We start from the raw sequence: 17,063 nt of genomic DNA, 5'->3' as shown, positions 1-17,063 counted from the left end.
CTCAGTCGTCGCCGAGCAACCACACCGCCGAGTCCGGCGGCAGCTCGGTGGCGACCTGGTCGCCGCTGCAGACCACCACGTCGCCCGGTGGCAGTGGCGTGGGGACCGAGCCGCAGTTGAGGACGACCGTCAGCCGCCCACGGCGGAAGGCGATCACATCGTCGGGCATGTCGAGGAACCGCACGTCGCCGCCGCGGGCGTAGCGGCGACGTGCGGCGATCGCCGAGCGGTAGAACTCCAGGGTCGACCCCGGCCGGCCGGTCTGCGCAGCCACGGTCAGGTCGGCCCACTGGGTCGGCTGCGGCAGCCACGGTTGTCCGTCGCCGGGACCGAAGCCGAAGGGCGGGGCGTCGCCGCTCCACGGCAGCGGGACCCGGCAGCCGTCACGGCCGTTGCCACCCTCGGCCCAGGGATCCTGCTGGTGCTCCGGCGGTATCTCCACGTGCGGCAGCCCGAGCTCCTCGCCCTGATAGAGATACGCCGACCCCGGCAGCCCGAGCATCGTCAGCGTCGCCGCGCGCGCCCGGTCGAGCGCCTGTTCGCCATCGCCGTAGCGCGTCCGGTGGCGTACCGCGTCGTGGTTGGAGAGCACCCACGTCGGCCAGGCGCGGGACGGGCTCAGCGCGTCCAGCGTCGACGTGATCGCCTCGATGAACTCGCGCGCCGACCAGTGTGCCTGCAGCCACTGGAAGTTGAAGGCCTGCTCGAACTCGTCGGTGCGCAGGTAGCCCCGCAGGTCCGCCGGCCCCTGGGTCCAGGCCTCGGCGATCAGCATCCGCTCACCGGGGTAGGACGAGATGACGTCGTGCCAGTCGCGGTAGACGCCGTGGACGTCGGGGTGGTCCCACATCGGGTCGTCCTCGATGCCGGTGTCGTACATCACCGCCGGGTCGGAGTTGGGCGATCGTCCCTCCGGGACCTTCTGGTCGCGCAGGGCTTTGACCAGGCCGTGGGCCACGTCCACACGGAACCCGTCGACGCCCCGGTCCAGCCACCATCGCAGCACGGAGCGGAACTCCTCGGCCACCTCGGGATGGCGCCAGTTGAGGTCGGGCTCCTCCTCCGCGAACATGTGGAGGTACCACTGCCCGTCCTCGACCCGGGTCCAGGCCGACCCGCCGAAGACGGACTGCCAGTTCGTCGGTGGCTCCTCGCCGTCCTCTCCCCGGCCGTCTCGGAAGATGTAGCGGTCGCGCTCGGGCGATCCGGGACCGGCCGAGAGCGCCTCGGCGAACCACGGGTGCTCCGAGGACGTGTGGTTGGGGATCAGGTCGATGATCACCTTCAGGCCCACCTCGTGGGCCTTGGTGAGCAGATCCTCGGCGTCGGAGAGCGTCCCGAACAGCGGATCCACGCCGCGGGCGTCGACGACGTCGTAGCCGTAGTCGTGCTGCGGCGACGGGTAGAACGGCGAGAGCCAGATCGCGTCCACACCGAGGTCGGCCAGATGGTCCAGCCGCGAGGTGATCCCGGCGAGATCGCCCGTGCCGTCCCCGTCCGCATCGGCGAACGAGCGCGGATAGATCTGGTACGTCACGGCCTCACGCCACCACGGAGAATCCACGCGAGCCCGGTAACCGGATGCGGCTCAGGTCATGCCCTCAATGGTCGTGATCTGCCGGGTGGAGCTGCGTCCCGGTGACGCCGCAGTGGGCACACGTCTCGATGTGCACCCGGTGCTCGTCCGGCTCGGCCTCGGCCGCCAGCGGGCGGCGTACGAAGGCCAGCGCGAGGGCGGCGCCGAGGAGCAGGAGAGCGGCGTTGAGGATCATCGCCATGCCGTAGCCGTCGTCGAAGGCGCGCGGGTTCGTGTAGTCGTCGCCGGCGATCCCGACCGCCGCCGGGACCACGGCCACGGCGAGCAGCCCGGCGGTCCTGGCGACAGCGTTGTTGATCCCCGAGGCGATGCCGGCGTGCCGGTCGTCGGCCGCGTCGAGCACGGTGGCGGTCAGCGGCGCGACCAGCAGGGTGAGTCCGGCGGCGAAGAGCAGGACCGGCGCGAGCACGTCGAGGACGTAGGACGCCCCCGTGCCGATCCTTCCCATCCAGAGGACCCCGCCGGCCGCGAGCAACGGCCCCAGCGTCATCGGCATCCGTGGCCCGATGCGTTGCGCCAGCGCACCCGCGCGGGACGAGAAGAGCAGCATCACCACGGTCACCGGCAGCAGCGCCGATCCCGCGGCGAGGGGCGACCAGCCGCTGACGACCTGGAGCTGGAGGACCAGCAGCACGAAGATCACGCCCAGCGCTGCGTACACGAGCAGCGTGACGGCGTTGGCCGCGCTGAACTGGGCGTTGCGGAACAGCACGAGCGGGACCAGCGGATGGGTCGAGCGCGCCTCCACGACCACGAAGGCGACCAGGCAGGCGACCCCGGCGACGACGGTCGTCGCCACGGAGGCGCCGAAGCCCACCTCGCCCGCCCTGGTGAGCCCGAACGTCAGCGCGCCGAGCCCGGCGGCGGCGAGCACGGTGCCGGTCAGGTCGAGCCGGCCACCCGCGTCGGGGTCGCGGCTCTCGGGCACGTAGCGGAGTGCGACGACCACGATGAGCACCGCGACAGGGACGTTGATGAGGAAGACAAGCCGCCAGTCGATCTCCACCAGCCAGCCCCCGACCAGCGGTCCGACCGCGGCCGCGATCCCACTCAGGCCCGACCAGGCGCCCACGGCCGCGGACCGGTCCTCGGCATGGAACGAAGCCGCGATGATCGCTAGGCTGCCCGGCGTCAGGAGCGCCCCGCCGACACCCTGCAGGCCGCGGGCCGCGATCAGCAGGTCGATGTCGGGAGCCAGCCCGCACAGCAGCGAGGCGATGGCGAACCACACCACGCCGACGAGGAACACCCGGCGTCGCCCGAAGCGGTCGCCGAGCGAGCCACCGAGAAGGATCAGCGCCGCGAGGCTCAGCGTGTAGGCGTTGACCGTCCACTGCAGACCCGAGAAGCCCGCGTCCAGATCCTCCCCGATCCGGCCGAGGGCCACGTTGACGACGGTCGAGTCGAGCATCGCCAGGCCCGAGCCCAGCACCGTCGTCGCCAGCACCCAGCGACCCTGGGCGCTGCCCAGCCGGAGAGGGGCGCCATCACTCGGAGACTCGTCCATGGTCCTGGAGTATCCCAGTCGAGCGCCCCTCCCTCTCCTCATTTCAGGGCTGATCCGCCACCCACGTACGCAGCTGAGAGCCGTGCTGGTCGAGCGTCGGTGGCGCGGCGTGGCCGGTGGGTGTCACCTCGGCTCCCTCGGCGAAGAACCGCAGGGGCGGTCCCGGCAGCGTCAGATGACCGAGCGTCGCGTGGTCGACGTCGATGAGCAGGCCCTGGCTGGCGGTCTGCTCCCAGGCGTAGACCTCGTCGAGGGAGCGCACCTTGCCGGCCGGGACCCCGGCCTCGGCGAGCTTGGCGAGCAGCTCCTCGGCCGGCCAGGGTGCGAACAGCGACTCGACCAGCTCGACGACCTTCTCCCGGTTCGCGGCGCGCTCGGGGTTGGTGGCCATCCCCTCCTGGTCGGGTGAGATGTCGAAGGCGGTGCAGAACCGCCGCCACAGCCCCTCGCTCCCGACCGCGATCTGCACGGTCCCGTCGGCACAGCGGAACAGGCCGTACGGCGAGATGCTCGGGTGGTGGTTGCCCTGGGCGCGGCCGACCTCGCCGGCGATCGTCCAGCGGGTGCCCTGGAACCCGTGGACACCCACGACCGCGGAGAGCAGCGAGGTGCGGACCACGGTGCCGCGGCCGGTGCGGTCCCGCTCGTGGAGAGCGGCGAGCGCGCCGTAGGCGCCGTACATCCCGGCCAGCAGGTCCGCGATCGGCGTGCCGACCCGCTGAGGATCGTCCGGTCCCGAACCGGTGAGCGACATCAGCCCGGCCTCGCCCTGCGCTATCTGGTCGTAGCCGGACCGCCCGCCCTCGGGACCGTCGTGGCCGAACCCGGTGATCGAGAGCACCACGAGCCGGGGGTTGCGGGCCTGGAGCACGTCGAAGCCGAGCCCGAGCCGGTCGAGGACGCCGGTGCGGAAGTTCTCGATGAGCACGTCGGCACGGTCGACGAGCCGCAGCAGCACGTCCTTGTCCTCGGTGTTCTTGAGGTCGAGGGTGATCGACTCCTTGTTGCGGTTGGCCGAGAGGAAGTACGTCGCCTCCCGCTGCTCCTCCTCCCCCACGAACGGCGGGCCCCAACCCCGGGTGTCGTCGCCGTGCCCCGGCGCCTCCACCTTGATCACGCGGGCGCCGAGGTCGCCCATCATCATCGCCGCGTGCGGTCCGGCCAGCGCACGGGAGAGGTCGAGGACGACGACGTCGTCGAGCGGTCCACGCATGCGCGTCACCACCCGGGAAGGACCATGGTGGCCCAGACCAGGAGCGGACCCACGAGCACCACGATGACGCTGTAGCCGAGGATCTGCTTGTAGTAGCGCTCCTCGGTGATGGTCTCGGGCCGGTTGGCCAGCATCAGCGCACCGTTGGTGGAGAACGGGCTCACGTCGACGATGGTCGAGGAGATCGCCAGCGCGGCCACGAACATCGCCGCCGAGATCCCGCCTTCGGCGATCAGCGGCACCGCGATCGGGATGATGATCGGGAGCAGGGCTGTCGAGGAGGCGAAGGCGGAGACCACTGCGCCGACGTAGCAGAGGATGAGCGCGCCGATCGCGGCGACGCCCAGGCCGGCGGCCCAGCCACCCACGAACTCCGGCGATCCGGCGGTGTTCAGGATCGTGGCGTACGTCGAGACGCCGGCGACCAGGAGCACGGTCGGCCAGGCGATCTGGCGGATGGCGTCCTTGTGCTGGCTCGGAGAGAGCGCCGCGAGGACGGTCGCCGCGGTGATCGAGGCGAAGCCGATGTTCTTGTCGAAGAACAGGGCGATGGCGGCGACGATCACGAAGGCGGCCAGGGTCAGCACCTGCTCGGTGCGGATGCCGGGCTTGGTGCCGGTCGGGGCGACGGTTCCGTAGCCGCGGGCGGGGACGGTCACGCCGCCCTCGTTCAGCTCTCCGGGTACGCCGGCGGCGGCGCTGGCCGCCTCGTCGGGGTCGAGCCGCATGGACATGAGGGACCGTCCGCCGAGGGCGAAGAACAGGATCGCCGCCATGATCAGGTTGACGACCAGGCTGGTCAGGAAGACGGTCATCTCGCTGGCGGGCAGGCCGTTGTCGACCATGACCGAGTTGGTGATCGTGCCGTAGATGCTGATCGGCGAGAATCCGCCGCCCTGGGCGCCGTGCACGACGAACATGCCCATCATCAGCGGGTTGATCTTGTAGCGGCCCGCGAACCCGAGCGCCACCGGACCGATGATCGCGCAGGCCGCCGGACTGGCGGCGCCCATCGCGGTCAGCAGAGCGGTCACGCCGAACATCACCCACGGGATGAGGGCGACCCGGCCGCCGACGGCGCGCACCGCACTGCTCACGATCAGATCGACCGTGCCGTTGTTCCTCGCGATCGCGAACAGATAGGTGACACCTATCAGCGTCAGGATCAGGTCGGCACTGACGCCGGCCAGGATCTCCTTCTCGTCGAGGTCCAGCGCGAACATCCCGACCAGCCAGGCCGCGACGTACGCCAGAGCTCCCATGTTGATCGGCAGCAGCGTGCCGGCCACGAACAGGGCGACCAAGGCGATGATCGCCACCCATTCCGGTCCCATCGGACTTCCCTTCTGTTGGCCCCCAGATGACACCGCATGGTTTGTGACCCGGATCACGGCGGCTCAGTGGCCTAGCCAATAGGACAATCGGACGAACGTCAATACCCTGTAGCCATGAGTGAGTCCTCGCGCTTTCCGCGACCCCTGCATCGAACCCGCCTGTACGAGCAGGTCGCGGAGCAGATCACGGCCTGGATCTCGGAGAACGACCTGAAGGCCGGCGACCGGCTGCCGCCGGAGAGACAGCTCGCCACCAGCCTCGGAGTGAGCCGGGCGACCCTCAGTCAGGCGCTGGTCGCGCTCGAGGTGATCGGCGTCGTCGCGGTGCGGCACGGCGACGGCACGGTGCTCACCGACAAGCCGAGAGCCGAGCGGATCACCGATGCGATCCGGGCCCACGCGGAGCGGATCCCCGATGTCATCGAGGCCCGCGACGCACTGGAGACGAAGATCGCCGCGCTCGCGGCACAACGACGTACGCAGGAGGACCTGGACCACATCCAGGCCGCCCTGAAGGCGATGTTGGACGACATCGAAGGCGGGGGGCGCGGCGTCCAGGGCGACGAGCTCTTCCATCGCGCGGTGACCGAGGCCGCCCACTCCCCCCTGCTCGAGCAGATGATGTCGGAGATCAGCGAGCTGATCCGGGAGACCCGCATCGAGTCGCTCTCCCAGCCCGACCGGCCGCGCACCTCGCTCGCCGGGCACCAGAAGATCGCCGACGCGATCGCCGCGGGTGACCCGGAGGCCGCTGCGGCCGCGATGCACGGACACGTCATGCTGGTCAGCGACGTCGCGCTGCTCCGCGACAGATGACCTGGCTCGATCAGCTCGCGGTGCTCGTCGCGGGCCTGGGCGCGGGCATCCTCACCTCCACGGTGGGCGTCGCCTCGCTGCTCAGCTTTCCCGTCCTGGTCGCGGTCGGCCTGCCACCGGTGGTGGCCAACACGTCCAACACGGTCGGGATGGCGCCCGCCGGGCTCAGCGGCTCCTTCGGCTATCGGCGCGAGCTCGCCGAGCATCCGGGCGTGACCGCGACGGTCCTGATCACCGCGGGCGGCGGCGGCATCGCCGGGTCGCTACTACTGCTCTGGCTGCCGGGATCGGTCTTCGAGGCGATCGTGCCGTGGCTGATCCTCGGCACCTGCGTACTCGTCGGGGTGCAGCCGCGATTGAGCCGGTTCCTGCGCCAGCACGCCACCGACGCCGAGCCTCGGGAGCGGATCTCGGGGCTGACCACGGTCTTCGCGACCCTGACCGGGGTCTACGGGGGCTACTTCGGCGCCGGCTCCGGGGTGATGATGATGGCGGTGCTCGGGCTGGGGACCGATCTGGAGTTCCGTACGGTCAACGCCCTCAAGACCTTCGCGGTGATGGCCGCGAACGTGGTCGCGACGGTGATCTTCCTGGCGATCGCCGACCTCGACTGGCTGGCCGTCGGACTGCTCGCCGGAGGGTCGGTCGTGGGTGGATACGTCGGCTCCCACATCGGCCGGCGGCTGCCGGCCACGGTCCTACGCTCGCTGATCGTCGTCGTCGGGATCGGCGCCGCAACGCTCATGCTCGTCCGCTGAGGTCAGAACGGCGGCTTCCCCGTCCCGGAGATCCGGAAGCGTCCCCACGGATCGAGGTCGGAGAGCCGTCCTTGCGCCTCGCCGTGGTCGGTGCGGACCGTGACCGTCTGGCCGTTGCGTACGCCGTCGAGGGTGGTGCCCACCCGGCCGTACCAGTGGAAGTGGCCGTCGATCGGCTGGAACACACCGCGCAGCGCGACGCCGACGTCCCAGGCGCCGTGCTCGCACTCGAGGTGGGCGGGGCCGTCGTAGAGGTGCTGGGGCTCGTGCTCGCTCATCGGGGGCTCTTTCGCAGCGGGGTGACGATCTCGGGGCGGTCGAGGGCGCTCAGGTCGACGCCGTACTCGGCGGTGGTGCCCTCCAGCGCGTGCCAGACGAACTCGCTCAGGTAGCGGGTGAACGCGGCGCGCGACATGGTCCGTCGGTCGAGCCACCACTGGCCCGCGGACTCGCCGATCCCGACCAGGCTGTGCGCCCACGGCTCGGCGCCGGCCGCGTCGACCCCGAGGCGGCCGAAGGTGTCTCCCAGCAGCCGCGCGAAGGTCGCCGCGATGAGCTGCTTGCCGTCGGCGAGCGGGTCGGTGCCGCCGGTGTGCTGGCGCACCAGGAGGAGGTAGACGTTGGGGTGTTCGGCGATCGTGTCGACGTACGCCGCGACCCCGGCGGTCACCCGCTCGCGGGTCGGCGCGGGCGCGAGCACCGCATCCACCACCGCCTCGAGGATCTGCCGCGCCGCCCACATGCCCACCGCGCCGTGCAGCTCCGCCTTGTCGGCGAAGTAGCGGTAGAGCACCGGCTTGCTGACCCCGGCCTCCGCGGCGATGTCGCCGATCGAGACCTCGGCGCCGGCGGAATCGACGGCGCGTACGGCCGCCGCGACCAGCTCCGCGCGCCTCGCCTCGCGGTGGGCGTCCCAGCGGGAGGAGCGGCCGTCGTCCTTGACCTTCCGTGTCATGTCCTGCACTCTAACAACTATCCGTAACCCTAGGTAACACTTAGTTGGACTCAGTGGGGAGAAGCATGACGATCACCGACCCGACCTCCGACCGGCTCCTGCGCTCGACCGCGCGACAGTCCTACGACCCGGAGGTCGACCTCGACTGGGACGCCGCGCCTGTCGAGGGACTGTGGTGGATGCAGCCCGAGCGCGTCTCCCTCTACGGCACCCCGACGTGGGACCGGCTCAGCCTGGAGCAGCAGATCGAGCTCTCCAAGCACGAGGTGGCCAGCATCATGAGCGTCGGGCTGTGGTTCGAGGTGCTGCTGATGCAGCTCCTGCTCCGCGAGGTCTACGGGGCCGACCCGCGGGCGGCGCGCACGCAGTACGCCCTGACCGAGATCGGCGACGAGACCCGCCACTCGGTGATGTTCGGCCGCGCGATCGCGGCGATGGGTGCGCCGGCGTACGGGCCCCGGCCCGCGGTCCTTCGCATCGGCAGGCTCGCGCCGCTGCTCCACGGCGCGAGCGTCTTCTCCGCGACCCTGGTCGGCGAGGAGCCGCTCGACCGGTGGCAGCGCGAGCTGATGAAGGACGAGCGCTGCCAGCCGCTGACCCGGATGGCCTCCCGCATCCACGTCACCGAGGAAGCCCGTCACGTCACCTTCGCCCGCGAGGAGCTGGCCGCGGCGATGTCGCAGAAGATCGGGCGTACGCAGCTCCGGCTCCACCAGAACCTCACCGCCCGCTCGGCCTACGTGATGGCCCGCTCGCTGGTCCACCCGGACTGCTACGCAGCTGTCGGGCTCGACCCGATGGCCGCCCGCCGCGAGGCGCTCGGCAACGAGCACTACCGCGCCACGCTGGCCTGGATGGGCGAGAAGATGATGCCGTACCTCACCGAGCACGGGATGGTGTCGGAGAAGGATCGCAAGATCTGGCGGGCGTCCTTCCTGGTCCCGCGCGACTGACGCGGTCAGAGCACGGCGAGCGTTGGCGCTGCTCGAGCAAGGCCCGGTCAGCGGAAGGCGGACTCCCCCGTGAGCGCTTGGCCGATGATCAGCTGGTGGACCTCGCTGGTGCCCTCGTACGTCAGGACCGACTCGAGGTTGTTGGCGTGGCGCAGGACCGGGTATTCGAGCGTGACGCCGTTGGCCGCGAGGATCGTGCGGCACTCGCGGGCGATGGCAATGGCCTCGCGGACGTTGTTGAGCTTGCCGAGCGAGATCTGCTCGGAGCGGAGGGTGCCCTCGTCCTTCAGACGCCCGAGGTGCAACGCCAGGAGCATCGACTTGCCGAGCTCGAGGGTCATGTCGGCGAGCTTGGTCTGGGTGATCTGGTAGCCGGCGAGCGGCTTGTCGTAGATCTCGCGCGAGGCGGCGTACGCGATGGCCGACTCCAGGCAGTCGCGGGCCGCGCCGACGGCGCCGAAGACGATGCCGAAGCGGGCCTCGTTGAGACACGACAGCGGGCCCTTCAGCCCTCTGACCTCGGGGAACGCGGCAGAAGCCGGGAGCCGGACCGAGTCCAGGACGATCTCGCCGGTGACCGAGGCGCGCAGCGACAGCTTCTGCTTGATCACCGGCGCGGAGAAGCCCGGGGTGTCGGTGGGGACGACGAAGCCACGGATGCCCTTGCCGTTCTCGCCCTCGTCGGTCTGAGCCCACACGACCGCGACATCCGCGACGGGGGCGTTGGTGATCCACATCTTGGTGCCCGAGAGCACCCAGTCGTCGCCCTCACGGCGGGCACGCGTACGCATCCCGGCCGGGTTGGAGCCGAAGTCTGGCTCGGTCAGCCCGAAGCAGCCGATCGCCTCGCCGGCCGCCATCCGCGGCAGCCACTCCTGCTTGTGCTCCTCGCTCCCCCACTTCCAGATCGCGAACATCGCCAGCGAACCCTGCACGGACACCAGCGACCGGATCCCGGAGTCGGCCGCCTCGAGCTCCAGGCAGGCCAGGCCGTACGCCGTGGCGCTGGTGCCCGCGCAGCCGTAGCCGTCCAGGTGCATCCCGAGGACTCCCAGCTTGCCGAGCTCGGGGGCCAGCTCCTTGACCGGGACCGAGCCCGCCTCGAACCAGTCGGCGAGGTGGGGCTTGATCTCCTTCTCCGCGAACGATCGCACCGTGTCGCGGATCGCGCGGTCCTCATCGCCGATGAGGGTCTCGGTGCCGAAGAGCTCGAGCGGGGTCTGGGGCATGGGGAGTCTCCTTGGGTTCGATCGGGGCGCCTGCCGATTGTGTCACCCGTCACGGGAACCCGTTCGAACCGTTCGCCGCAGGGTCAACCCTCGGTACGCCGCCGGTGGCGGAGCTGGGCCAGATACAGGTTCTTCGGCAGCACAGTGGCGTCGAGAGATTCGGTGACCGAGCTGAGCGGCCCGGAGAAGTCCCGCGCGTGGTTGGTCGGGCCAGTGGTGCCCGTGACACCCACGACGGCACTACGCGGCGAGTTCTCCTCGATCCGGATACCGTGCGAGCGGCCGTTGGTCACCTCGATGTTCCAGTGAGTGAAGCGGGCTCCCCAGTTGGGGCCGGCGTCGCCGGCGCCGCCCGTGTTCCCGTCGTTGTTGATGGTGATCGCGGTGCGTACCGCATCGGTGGGGATGAGCTTGTGCGAGTCGAGGGTGCCGTGGGCCATCGTGCCGCCGGCCCACACGTTGCCGGAGGACCATCCCTCCACGTTGAGGCCGTGCTGGGTGGGCCCGGCGATCTCGAAGTCGGCGACGAGATTGTCGTGGGACTGCACGCGGCACATGAAGGGGTGGTGGCCGCGGCGCCCCGAGACGCGGGCCCCGACGATGGAGATGTTCTTGGTGCCGACGAGGCCGAAGGCGTTGTCGGCGTGCTCGACGTGCACGTCGCGCGCCCAGCAGTCGATGGCCGCCTGGAAGCAGGGTCCGTTGAAGCCGGGCTCGACGCTGTGCTGGGGTGTGGGGATCTCCCGCATCCGCATGGTCAGGCTCTCGATCCCGGCGTTGCGGATCACCGGGCCCAGGGTGGTCAGCGTCGGTTCCCACTCAGGGCGCAACTCCACCCGCAGCGGCTGTGCCAGGGTGATACGGCCGTCGTCATGGACGGCGGTCACCTCGACCGGCCAGCGGTAGTGCTCGAAGTTGGGCGCGCCGGTCCAGTCGCTGATCTCGGGCCGCAGCCGTCGAGACCTGGTCTCCCAGTCGTAGTCGTCGGCCCCGGGGATGTCACCGCACAGGTGCTTCAGCAGGCTGTTGTCGGGCAGGTTGCGGAGCGTCAGCAGCACGGTGTCACCGGCGCGCAGTCCGGTCGCGTCGGCGACCTCGAGCTCGCGGTCCCCGCGGGAGGCGGGAGCGAGCGTGGTGAGTGCATCGTTGTCCATCCAGGCCTCGTTGCCGACGAAGCCCGCCTCGCGCAGCGACGCCAGTCGGCGGCGTGGCACGAACCAGATCTGACCGCCCATCCAGCTCCACTGGCTCATCCACCCGCGCCGGTTGAGCATGTAGCCGTCGTCGAGCGAGTTCTCGCAGTAGATGACGGTCTCCTCCGGGCTCTCCCCGCGGATGACCACACCGGAGTCGTGCACCGGGATCATTCCGGTGGTTCGGTAGGTGCCCGGCGGAAGGAGCACGACCCCTCCGCCCGCCGCGCCGGCGGCAGTGACCGCCCGCCGGAGAGCGTCGGTGTCGTCGGCACGGCCGTCACCGCGCGCACCGTACTGCATGACGTTGGCGACCACCCGAGGTCGTGGGATCGGTCGATCCCCGCGGCCGTAGCCGGCGTAGGAGACGTTGGGGATCTGCGGATGGGTGTCGGGGGCTGCGAGGTACTCCCGCCACAGTGCGGCCCCGCCCGGCGTGGGCATCGCGGTCGCGCCGCGCGTCGCAGCCTGGGCAGAGGTGGCGGGCAGAAACGCGGCGCCTGCCGCGAGCCCACCGAGGGCGAGCAGGTTGCGGCGGTCGAGGTGGGGCATGGTGAACGCCTCCCAGGAGGATCGACACCGGACTCGCGGTGCCTTGAGTCGGACGATCGGAGGCTATGGCTGTGACGTACGTCACGCAATGATGCTGCTGGGTCAGGGCGGCTCAATACCGGCTCTGACGAGCGTGAGTTCCACTTGGGCATGGATCGATACCTTTCCCTGAACGACGGCTCTCGAGGAGCTTCGTGCCTGGTTTGAACCGTTCGCCCCACCGCTCCGTAGTAGGGGTGCAGGCCGGCATCGGGTCGGTCTCCAGGCGAGAGGAAACGGCGTGCGGACACGTACGAAGGCAGTGATCGGGATCGGCGCGGCAGTGGTCGTGGTCGGAGGCGTCGCGGCGATCTTCGGGCCCGGGTGGTACGCGGATCAGGCTGCAGACGACGCCGAGGCGGAGCCCAGCCTGAGCGCATCTGCGGCGCCTGCTGAGGGTGCCGACAGCAGCGGGACCTGGACCGTCTCGGACGGCTCGTACGCCGGCTACCGCGTCGACGAGGTGCTCCGGGGCGAGGACGTCACGGTCACCGGCCGCACCGAGGACGTGACCGGTGAGGTCACCATCGCCGAGAGCGAGGTCACCGAGGCGAGCATCGAGGTGAAGGTGGCCACGATCGCCACCGATTCCGGCAACCGCGACGGCTACTTCCGCGAGAATGCGATCGAGGCCGAGCAGTTCCCGACCGCCACCTTCGTGCTGACCGAACCCGCAACCCTGACGGAGGGCGCGACCGAGGTCGAGCTGGTCGGGGACCTGACCGTGCACGGCGAGACCAGGTCGGTGACCGTGGACGCCGAGGTCGGCGGCGACGGCACCAACGCCCTCCAGGTCATCGGGAGCGTGCCGATCACCTTCGCCGACTTCGGTGTCGAGGCCCCGAACCTGGGCTTCGTGAGCGTCGAGGACACCGGCAGCGTCGAGTTCTCGCTCGAGCTGGTCAAGGGCTGACCCGGGCTCTGGGATCCTGGGCTGGTGCGGGGAGGTGACATGGGTGCGGAGGACGAGCTGCTCGTAGCGGTGCACGACGCCCACTCCGAGGCGCTCTACCGCTACGTCGTACGCCGCACCGGCGACGCCGAGGAGGCGCGCGACGTGGTGCAGGAGACGCTGCTGCGCGCCTGGCGCAACCCGGAGGTGCTGCAGCGGCCCGACGACGGCGTACGCGCCTGGCTGTTCACCACGGCCCGCAACCTCGTCATCGACGACCTGCGCAGCGCGCGCCGGAAGCGGGAGTACGCCGCCGAGTCACCGCCCGAGACGACGCGGGCGGACGAGACCCAGGCGGTGCTCGACTCCTGGGTCGTCGCCGATGCGCTGCTCGACCTCTCCGCCGATCACCGGGCGGTGGTGGTCGGGGCCTACTACGGCGGCCGGTCGGTCGCCGAGCTCGCCCACGAGCTCGACATCCCGCCCGGCACGGTCAAGTCTCGGTTGCACTACGGTCTGCGAGCGCTGCGTCTCGCCCTGCAAGAGAAGGGGGTCACCTCATGAACGACCACCTGGACGCCTCCGGGCACGAGGCGTTCGCCGACTGGGACGCCTCCTACGTGCTCGGTGCGCTGAGCCCGAGCGACCGGAGGGCCTTCGAACGGCATCTGGCCGGCTGTGGCGTGTGCCGCGACGCCGTCGCCGAACTCGCGGGGATGCCCGGTCTGCTCGGCGTGCTCTCCCGCGAGGAGGCCGAGGAGCTTCTCGACGACGCCCCTGCCGAGGTCCACCTGCCCCCGCTCGCCGACCTCGCCGGAGCCGTACGCAGGTCGCGACTGCGTCGCCGGGCGTTCGCGGTCGCCGCTGCCGTCGTCCTGCTCGCGGGTGGCACGGCCATCGGCGGGCTGCTGCTCGACCGTGACGGTAGCGGCGAGCCAGCCGCGGCGCCCTCTGCCTCGGTCACGCCGACGGTCTCCGAGGGTGCCGACGTCCGCACCGTCGACCTGCGCCCCGTGGGCAGCGTCGACATGTGGGCCCAGCTCGTCGTCACCCCGACGTCGTGGGGCACCAAGCTCACCTGGAGCTGCCACTACCCGCCCGCGCCCGGGAAGACCCCGCCGACGTCCTCCGACTATCAGGGGGCGCCGGTGACGTACGACCTGGTGCTGGTCGGTCGCGACGGATCCCGCACGGTCGCCGGGTCCTGGACGTGGTCAGGTGGGGAGACGCTCGGGCTGGACGCCTCCTCGGCGGTGCCGATATCCGAGGTGGAGCGGGTCGAGATCACCCTCGACGGCGACCAGACCGCCGTCGCCGCGGCGTCTTTGACCTGAGTCTCAGGCGCCCTTGATGAGGTCGGCGGCCCGCTCGCCGATCATGATGGCGGGCGCGTTGGTGTGGCCGCGGACGATCCTGGGCATGACCGAGGCGTCGGCGACGCGAAGGCCTTCGACGCCACGTACGCGCAGGCTCGGGTCCACCACGCTCGCCTCGTCCGTGCCCATCCGGCAGGTGCCGGTCGGGTGGTAGAGGGTGTGCGCGTGACGCGCCAGGAGCGCTTCGGCAACCTCCTCCGCGGTCGCGTCCGACGGAAGATCGGGACGCAGGAGGTCGCCTAGGATCGGCTTGAGCGCGGGCTGCGAGGCGATGTCCAGGGCGACCCGGACGCCCTCGACCATCGCGGCCCGGTCGTTGCCTTCCGGGTCGGAGAGGTAGCGCGGGTCGATGATCGGCTTGGCGGCCGGGTCCGTGGCGGCGAGCGTGATCCGGCCACGGCTGGCCGGGTCGACCAGGATCGGACCGGCGACGACCGCTTCGCCCACGTGCGGCACCAGACCCTCGTCGAAGAAGCCGACCGGCGCGAAGATCATCTCGATGTCGGGCGCCTCCAGGTCGGGGCGCGAGCGGAGGAAGCCGTAGGCCTCGCCGACGTTGGAGGTGAGCATCCCGCGTCGGCGCAGCAGGTAGTTGGCCAGGTGGCGCAGCGACTCCGCGGTCGCGAGCGAGCCCTGCTCGACCTCCCAGCCGAGGCCGGCGACGAGGTGGTCGGTGAGGTTCTCCCCCACCTCCTTGGCGTCGTGGACGATCTCGATGCCGAGGTCCGTCAGGTGGGCGGCCGGCCCGATCCCGGAGAGCATCAGCAGCTGTGGGGTGTTGACCGCGCCGCCGGAGAGGATCACCTCGCGCCGCGCGGTGACGGTCGTCCGCTGGCCGTCGATGACGGCTTCGACACCGGTGGCGCGGCGTCCGTCGAAGGTCACCCGGGAGACCTGGGCGCCGGTGACCACGTTCAGGTTGGCGCGCTTGGCAGCGGGCTTGAGGTAGGCCGCGGCAGTGCTCCATCGGGCGCCGCGGCGCTGGGTGACCATGGTCTCGACGTACGCCTCCGGGTTGGGGCCGTTGGCCCTCCCGCGGGTGAAGCCGGCCTGCTCGGCGGCCTGGAGGAAGGACTCGGTGTAGGGCCGCGGGCTTCGCTGCCGCTCGACCCGCACCGGACCACCGGTGCCGTCCAGGGCGGTGGCGTCCTCGACATCCTCGAGCTTCGCGTACGCCTTCTTCACGGCGTCCCAGCCCCACTCGGGTCCGGCCGCGGCGCCCCACTCCTCGTAGTCGGCCTGGAGGCCCTTGACCCACATCATCGCGTTCATCGAGGAGCAGCCGCCGAGCATGCGGCCGCGCGGCCAGTAGATCCGGCGTCCGCCGAGCTCCGGCTGCGGCTCGGTGGAGTAGTCCCAGTCGTGCTCGGTCTGGAACAGCTTCGAGAACGCCGCCGGGATGTGGATGTTCATGCCCTTGTCACGCGGCCCGGCCTCGAGCAGCGTCACCTGGACCCCTGGGTCCTCGCTGAGTCTCGCCGCGAGCACGGCGCCCGACGATCCGGCCCCCACCACCACGTAGTCGCTGGTCGGTTCCTGGCTCATACCGGATCTCCTTCGTCAACGATGACGGCTCTCGGCAGGCTACCGTCGCCGAGGTGTGGTTGGGGAGAGGTTGAGTCAGTACGCTGCGGGCCGGTCTTCGCTCTCACTCGGCGAGGAACGCACCCAAGGCATAGGCGGGGTGGCGATCGAGGTTGTGGCGGCCGCGGTCGTAGCGTCGGGTGGTGCGTGGGTCCGCGTGGCCGGCGGCGTCCTGGACGTCTTCCAGAGGTACGCCGGCCTCGCGGGCCAGGGTGACGAAGGTGTGACGCAGGCTGTGCGGCGAGAGCTTGTCGCCGTGCTCGATGCCCGCTGAGGCGCCGAGCCGGCGGATGAGGCGGAAGGCCTCCGAGCGGTGCCAGCGGTTGCCGGTGCTGGTGACGAAGACCGGGCCGTCGGTGCGGGCGTCGAGGTAGGCGTCGAGGGCTTGTGAGGTCGCCGGGTTGAGCACGACGTCGCGCCGGGCGCCGCCCTTGCGGGTGATCGTGAGGATGCGGTGGCCGCGCGAGTGGCTGAGGTCGGTCACGTCGGCTCCCAGGGCCTCGGAGATGCGCAGTCCGTCGTGGAGCAGGAGCGTCACCAGTGCCGCGGCACGGCTGGAGTGGTCGCGGGCGGCGGCGAGGAAGGCTCGTGCCTCTCCCCTGTCCATGCCCAGCGTCTGGGAGTCGTTGCTGGTCTTGGGACGCTTGATGTGCTCGGCCGGCGAGGCGCTCAGGACGCCCTCGGCCACGCCGTAGCGGTAGAAGCCGGCGATCGCGGAGAGGCGACGGGCGATCGTCGCCGGGCTCCGTCGCGTCTCCAGGTGGCGGGCGTACCCGTCCACCATCGCCCGGTTCGCGGACAGCGGGTCGATCTCCAGGGCTGCGCACCAGCCGAACCAGTCGGCGAGGTCGCGGGTGTACGCGGCGCGGGTGTGCCCGGCGTACGAGAGCAGGAACCGTCGGGCGAGCGCTTCGGCCCTCTTCTCGTGGGGTAGGTCCGTCAGGTCTCCGAGGAACAGCTCTCTGACGGATTCCGTCACCGCGACGTCGGTGGCGGGGGTCTCGGGGCGGTGGTCGATCGCGCTCACGGCACACATCATAATGCCGGTTATGTTGTGTGCCCTCA

The 17,063-nt window shown here is 70.7% G+C and carries 16 protein-coding genes; 6 read left to right on the top strand and 10 right to left on the bottom strand.

Features of this window, described 5'->3' with window-relative positions:
• Position 1: 1 nt before the first annotated feature.
• The 4 genes from G5C66_RS22880 to G5C66_RS22865 form a co-directional block, all read right to left on the bottom strand.
• Positions 2-1,537, bottom strand: a complete 1,536-nt coding sequence (locus G5C66_RS22880) for a glycoside hydrolase family 13 protein (protein ID WP_338144289.1) — start codon at positions 1,535-1,537, stop codon at positions 2-4.
• A 64-nt stretch (positions 1,538-1,601) separates the two neighbouring features.
• Positions 1,602-3,104 carry an MFS transporter gene (locus tag G5C66_RS22875; RefSeq protein ID WP_165113459.1) on the bottom strand — a complete coding sequence of 501 codons (1,503 nt, stop codon included), beginning with the start codon at positions 3,102-3,104 and terminating at the stop codon, positions 1,602-1,604.
• A 43-nt stretch (positions 3,105-3,147) separates the two neighbouring features.
• Positions 3,148-4,317: a CaiB/BaiF CoA transferase family protein gene (locus tag G5C66_RS22870; RefSeq protein ID WP_165113457.1), complete on the bottom strand. Its 1,170-nt coding sequence runs from the start codon at positions 4,315-4,317 to the stop codon at positions 3,148-3,150.
• Between the two features lie 5 nt (positions 4,318-4,322).
• Positions 4,323-5,651: an SLC13 family permease gene (locus tag G5C66_RS22865; RefSeq protein WP_165113455.1), complete on the bottom strand. Its 1,329-nt coding sequence runs from the start codon at positions 5,649-5,651 to the stop codon at positions 4,323-4,325.
• 114 nt (positions 5,652-5,765) lie between these two features.
• Between G5C66_RS22865 and G5C66_RS22860 the strand changes: the two genes are divergently transcribed.
• Both G5C66_RS22860 and G5C66_RS22855 read left to right on the top strand, forming a co-directional pair.
• Positions 5,766-6,467, top strand: a complete 702-nt coding sequence (locus G5C66_RS22860) for a FadR/GntR family transcriptional regulator (protein ID WP_165113453.1) — start codon at positions 5,766-5,768, stop codon at positions 6,465-6,467.
• The gene (locus G5C66_RS22855) at positions 6,464-7,225 is read left to right on the top strand and encodes a sulfite exporter TauE/SafE family protein (protein ID WP_165113451.1); all 762 of its coding nucleotides are present in this window, start codon (positions 6,464-6,466) and stop codon (positions 7,223-7,225) included. The genes G5C66_RS22860 and G5C66_RS22855 overlap by 4 nt, the downstream gene beginning before the upstream one ends.
• Positions 7,226-7,227: 2 nt before the next feature.
• Here the strand turns inward: G5C66_RS22855 and G5C66_RS22850 are convergent, their stop codons facing one another.
• The gene (locus G5C66_RS22850; RefSeq protein WP_165113449.1) at positions 7,228-7,503 is read right to left on the bottom strand and encodes a DUF4873 domain-containing protein; all 276 of its coding nucleotides are present in this window, start codon (positions 7,501-7,503) and stop codon (positions 7,228-7,230) included.
• The gene (locus tag G5C66_RS22845; RefSeq protein WP_165113447.1) at positions 7,500-8,180 is read right to left on the bottom strand and encodes a TetR/AcrR family transcriptional regulator; all 681 of its coding nucleotides are present in this window, start codon (positions 8,178-8,180) and stop codon (positions 7,500-7,502) included. Before G5C66_RS22845 ends, G5C66_RS22850 begins: the two co-directional genes overlap by 4 nt.
• Positions 8,181-8,245: 65 nt before the next feature.
• Here G5C66_RS22845 and G5C66_RS22840 point away from each other — a divergent pair, with 65 nt between their 5' ends.
• On the top strand, positions 8,246-9,133 hold the full coding sequence (locus G5C66_RS22840) for an AurF N-oxygenase family protein (RefSeq protein ID WP_165113445.1): 888 nt from the start codon (positions 8,246-8,248) through the stop codon (positions 9,131-9,133).
• Positions 9,134-9,180: 47 nt separating this feature from the next.
• Here the strand turns inward: G5C66_RS22840 and G5C66_RS22835 are convergent, their stop codons facing one another.
• The gene (locus tag G5C66_RS22835) at positions 9,181-10,362 is read right to left on the bottom strand and encodes an acyl-CoA dehydrogenase family protein (RefSeq protein ID WP_165113443.1); all 1,182 of its coding nucleotides are present in this window, start codon (positions 10,360-10,362) and stop codon (positions 9,181-9,183) included.
• An 83-nt stretch (positions 10,363-10,445) separates the two neighbouring features.
• Positions 10,446-12,107 carry a glycosyl hydrolase family 28-related protein gene (locus tag G5C66_RS22830; protein WP_165113441.1) on the bottom strand — a complete coding sequence of 554 codons (1,662 nt, stop codon included), beginning with the start codon at positions 12,105-12,107 and terminating at the stop codon, positions 10,446-10,448.
• Positions 12,108-12,387: 280 nt separating this feature from the next.
• On the opposite strand from G5C66_RS22830, the gene G5C66_RS22825 reads away from it, so the two are divergent.
• The 3 genes from G5C66_RS22825 to G5C66_RS22815 are packed head-to-tail and all read left to right on the top strand — an operon-like array spanning position 12,388 to position 14,372.
• A complete protein-coding gene (locus tag G5C66_RS22825) occupies positions 12,388-13,059 on the top strand; it encodes a YceI family protein (RefSeq protein WP_165113439.1) in 672 nt (223 codons plus the stop codon).
• 24 nt (positions 13,060-13,083) lie between these two features.
• Positions 13,084-13,602 (top strand): sigma-70 family RNA polymerase sigma factor, encoded by a 519-nt coding sequence (locus G5C66_RS22820; protein WP_338144288.1) that lies wholly within the window; start codon positions 13,084-13,086, stop codon positions 13,600-13,602.
• The gene (locus G5C66_RS22815) at positions 13,599-14,372 is read left to right on the top strand and encodes a zf-HC2 domain-containing protein (RefSeq protein ID WP_165113437.1); all 774 of its coding nucleotides are present in this window, start codon (positions 13,599-13,601) and stop codon (positions 14,370-14,372) included. Before G5C66_RS22820 ends, G5C66_RS22815 begins: the two co-directional genes overlap by 4 nt.
• A gap of 3 nt (positions 14,373-14,375) precedes the next feature.
• Here the strand turns inward: G5C66_RS22815 and G5C66_RS22810 are convergent, their stop codons facing one another.
• A complete protein-coding gene (locus G5C66_RS22810; RefSeq protein WP_165113435.1) occupies positions 14,376-15,959 on the bottom strand; it encodes a GMC family oxidoreductase in 1,584 nt (527 codons plus the stop codon).
• Positions 15,960-16,062: 103 nt separating this feature from the next.
• Positions 16,063-17,025, bottom strand: coding sequence for a tyrosine-type recombinase/integrase (locus tag G5C66_RS22805; protein WP_206444465.1), 963 nt, complete (start codon positions 17,023-17,025; stop codon positions 16,063-16,065).
• Positions 17,026-17,063: the final 38 nt, after the last annotated feature.

This window comes from Nocardioides turkmenicus (assembly GCF_011045035.1).
Taxonomy (GTDB): domain Bacteria; phylum Actinomycetota; class Actinomycetes; order Propionibacteriales; family Nocardioidaceae; genus Nocardioides; species Nocardioides turkmenicus.
Note: the sequence above shows the minus strand (reverse complement) of the source record. Positions and strands in the feature narration are given on the sequence as shown.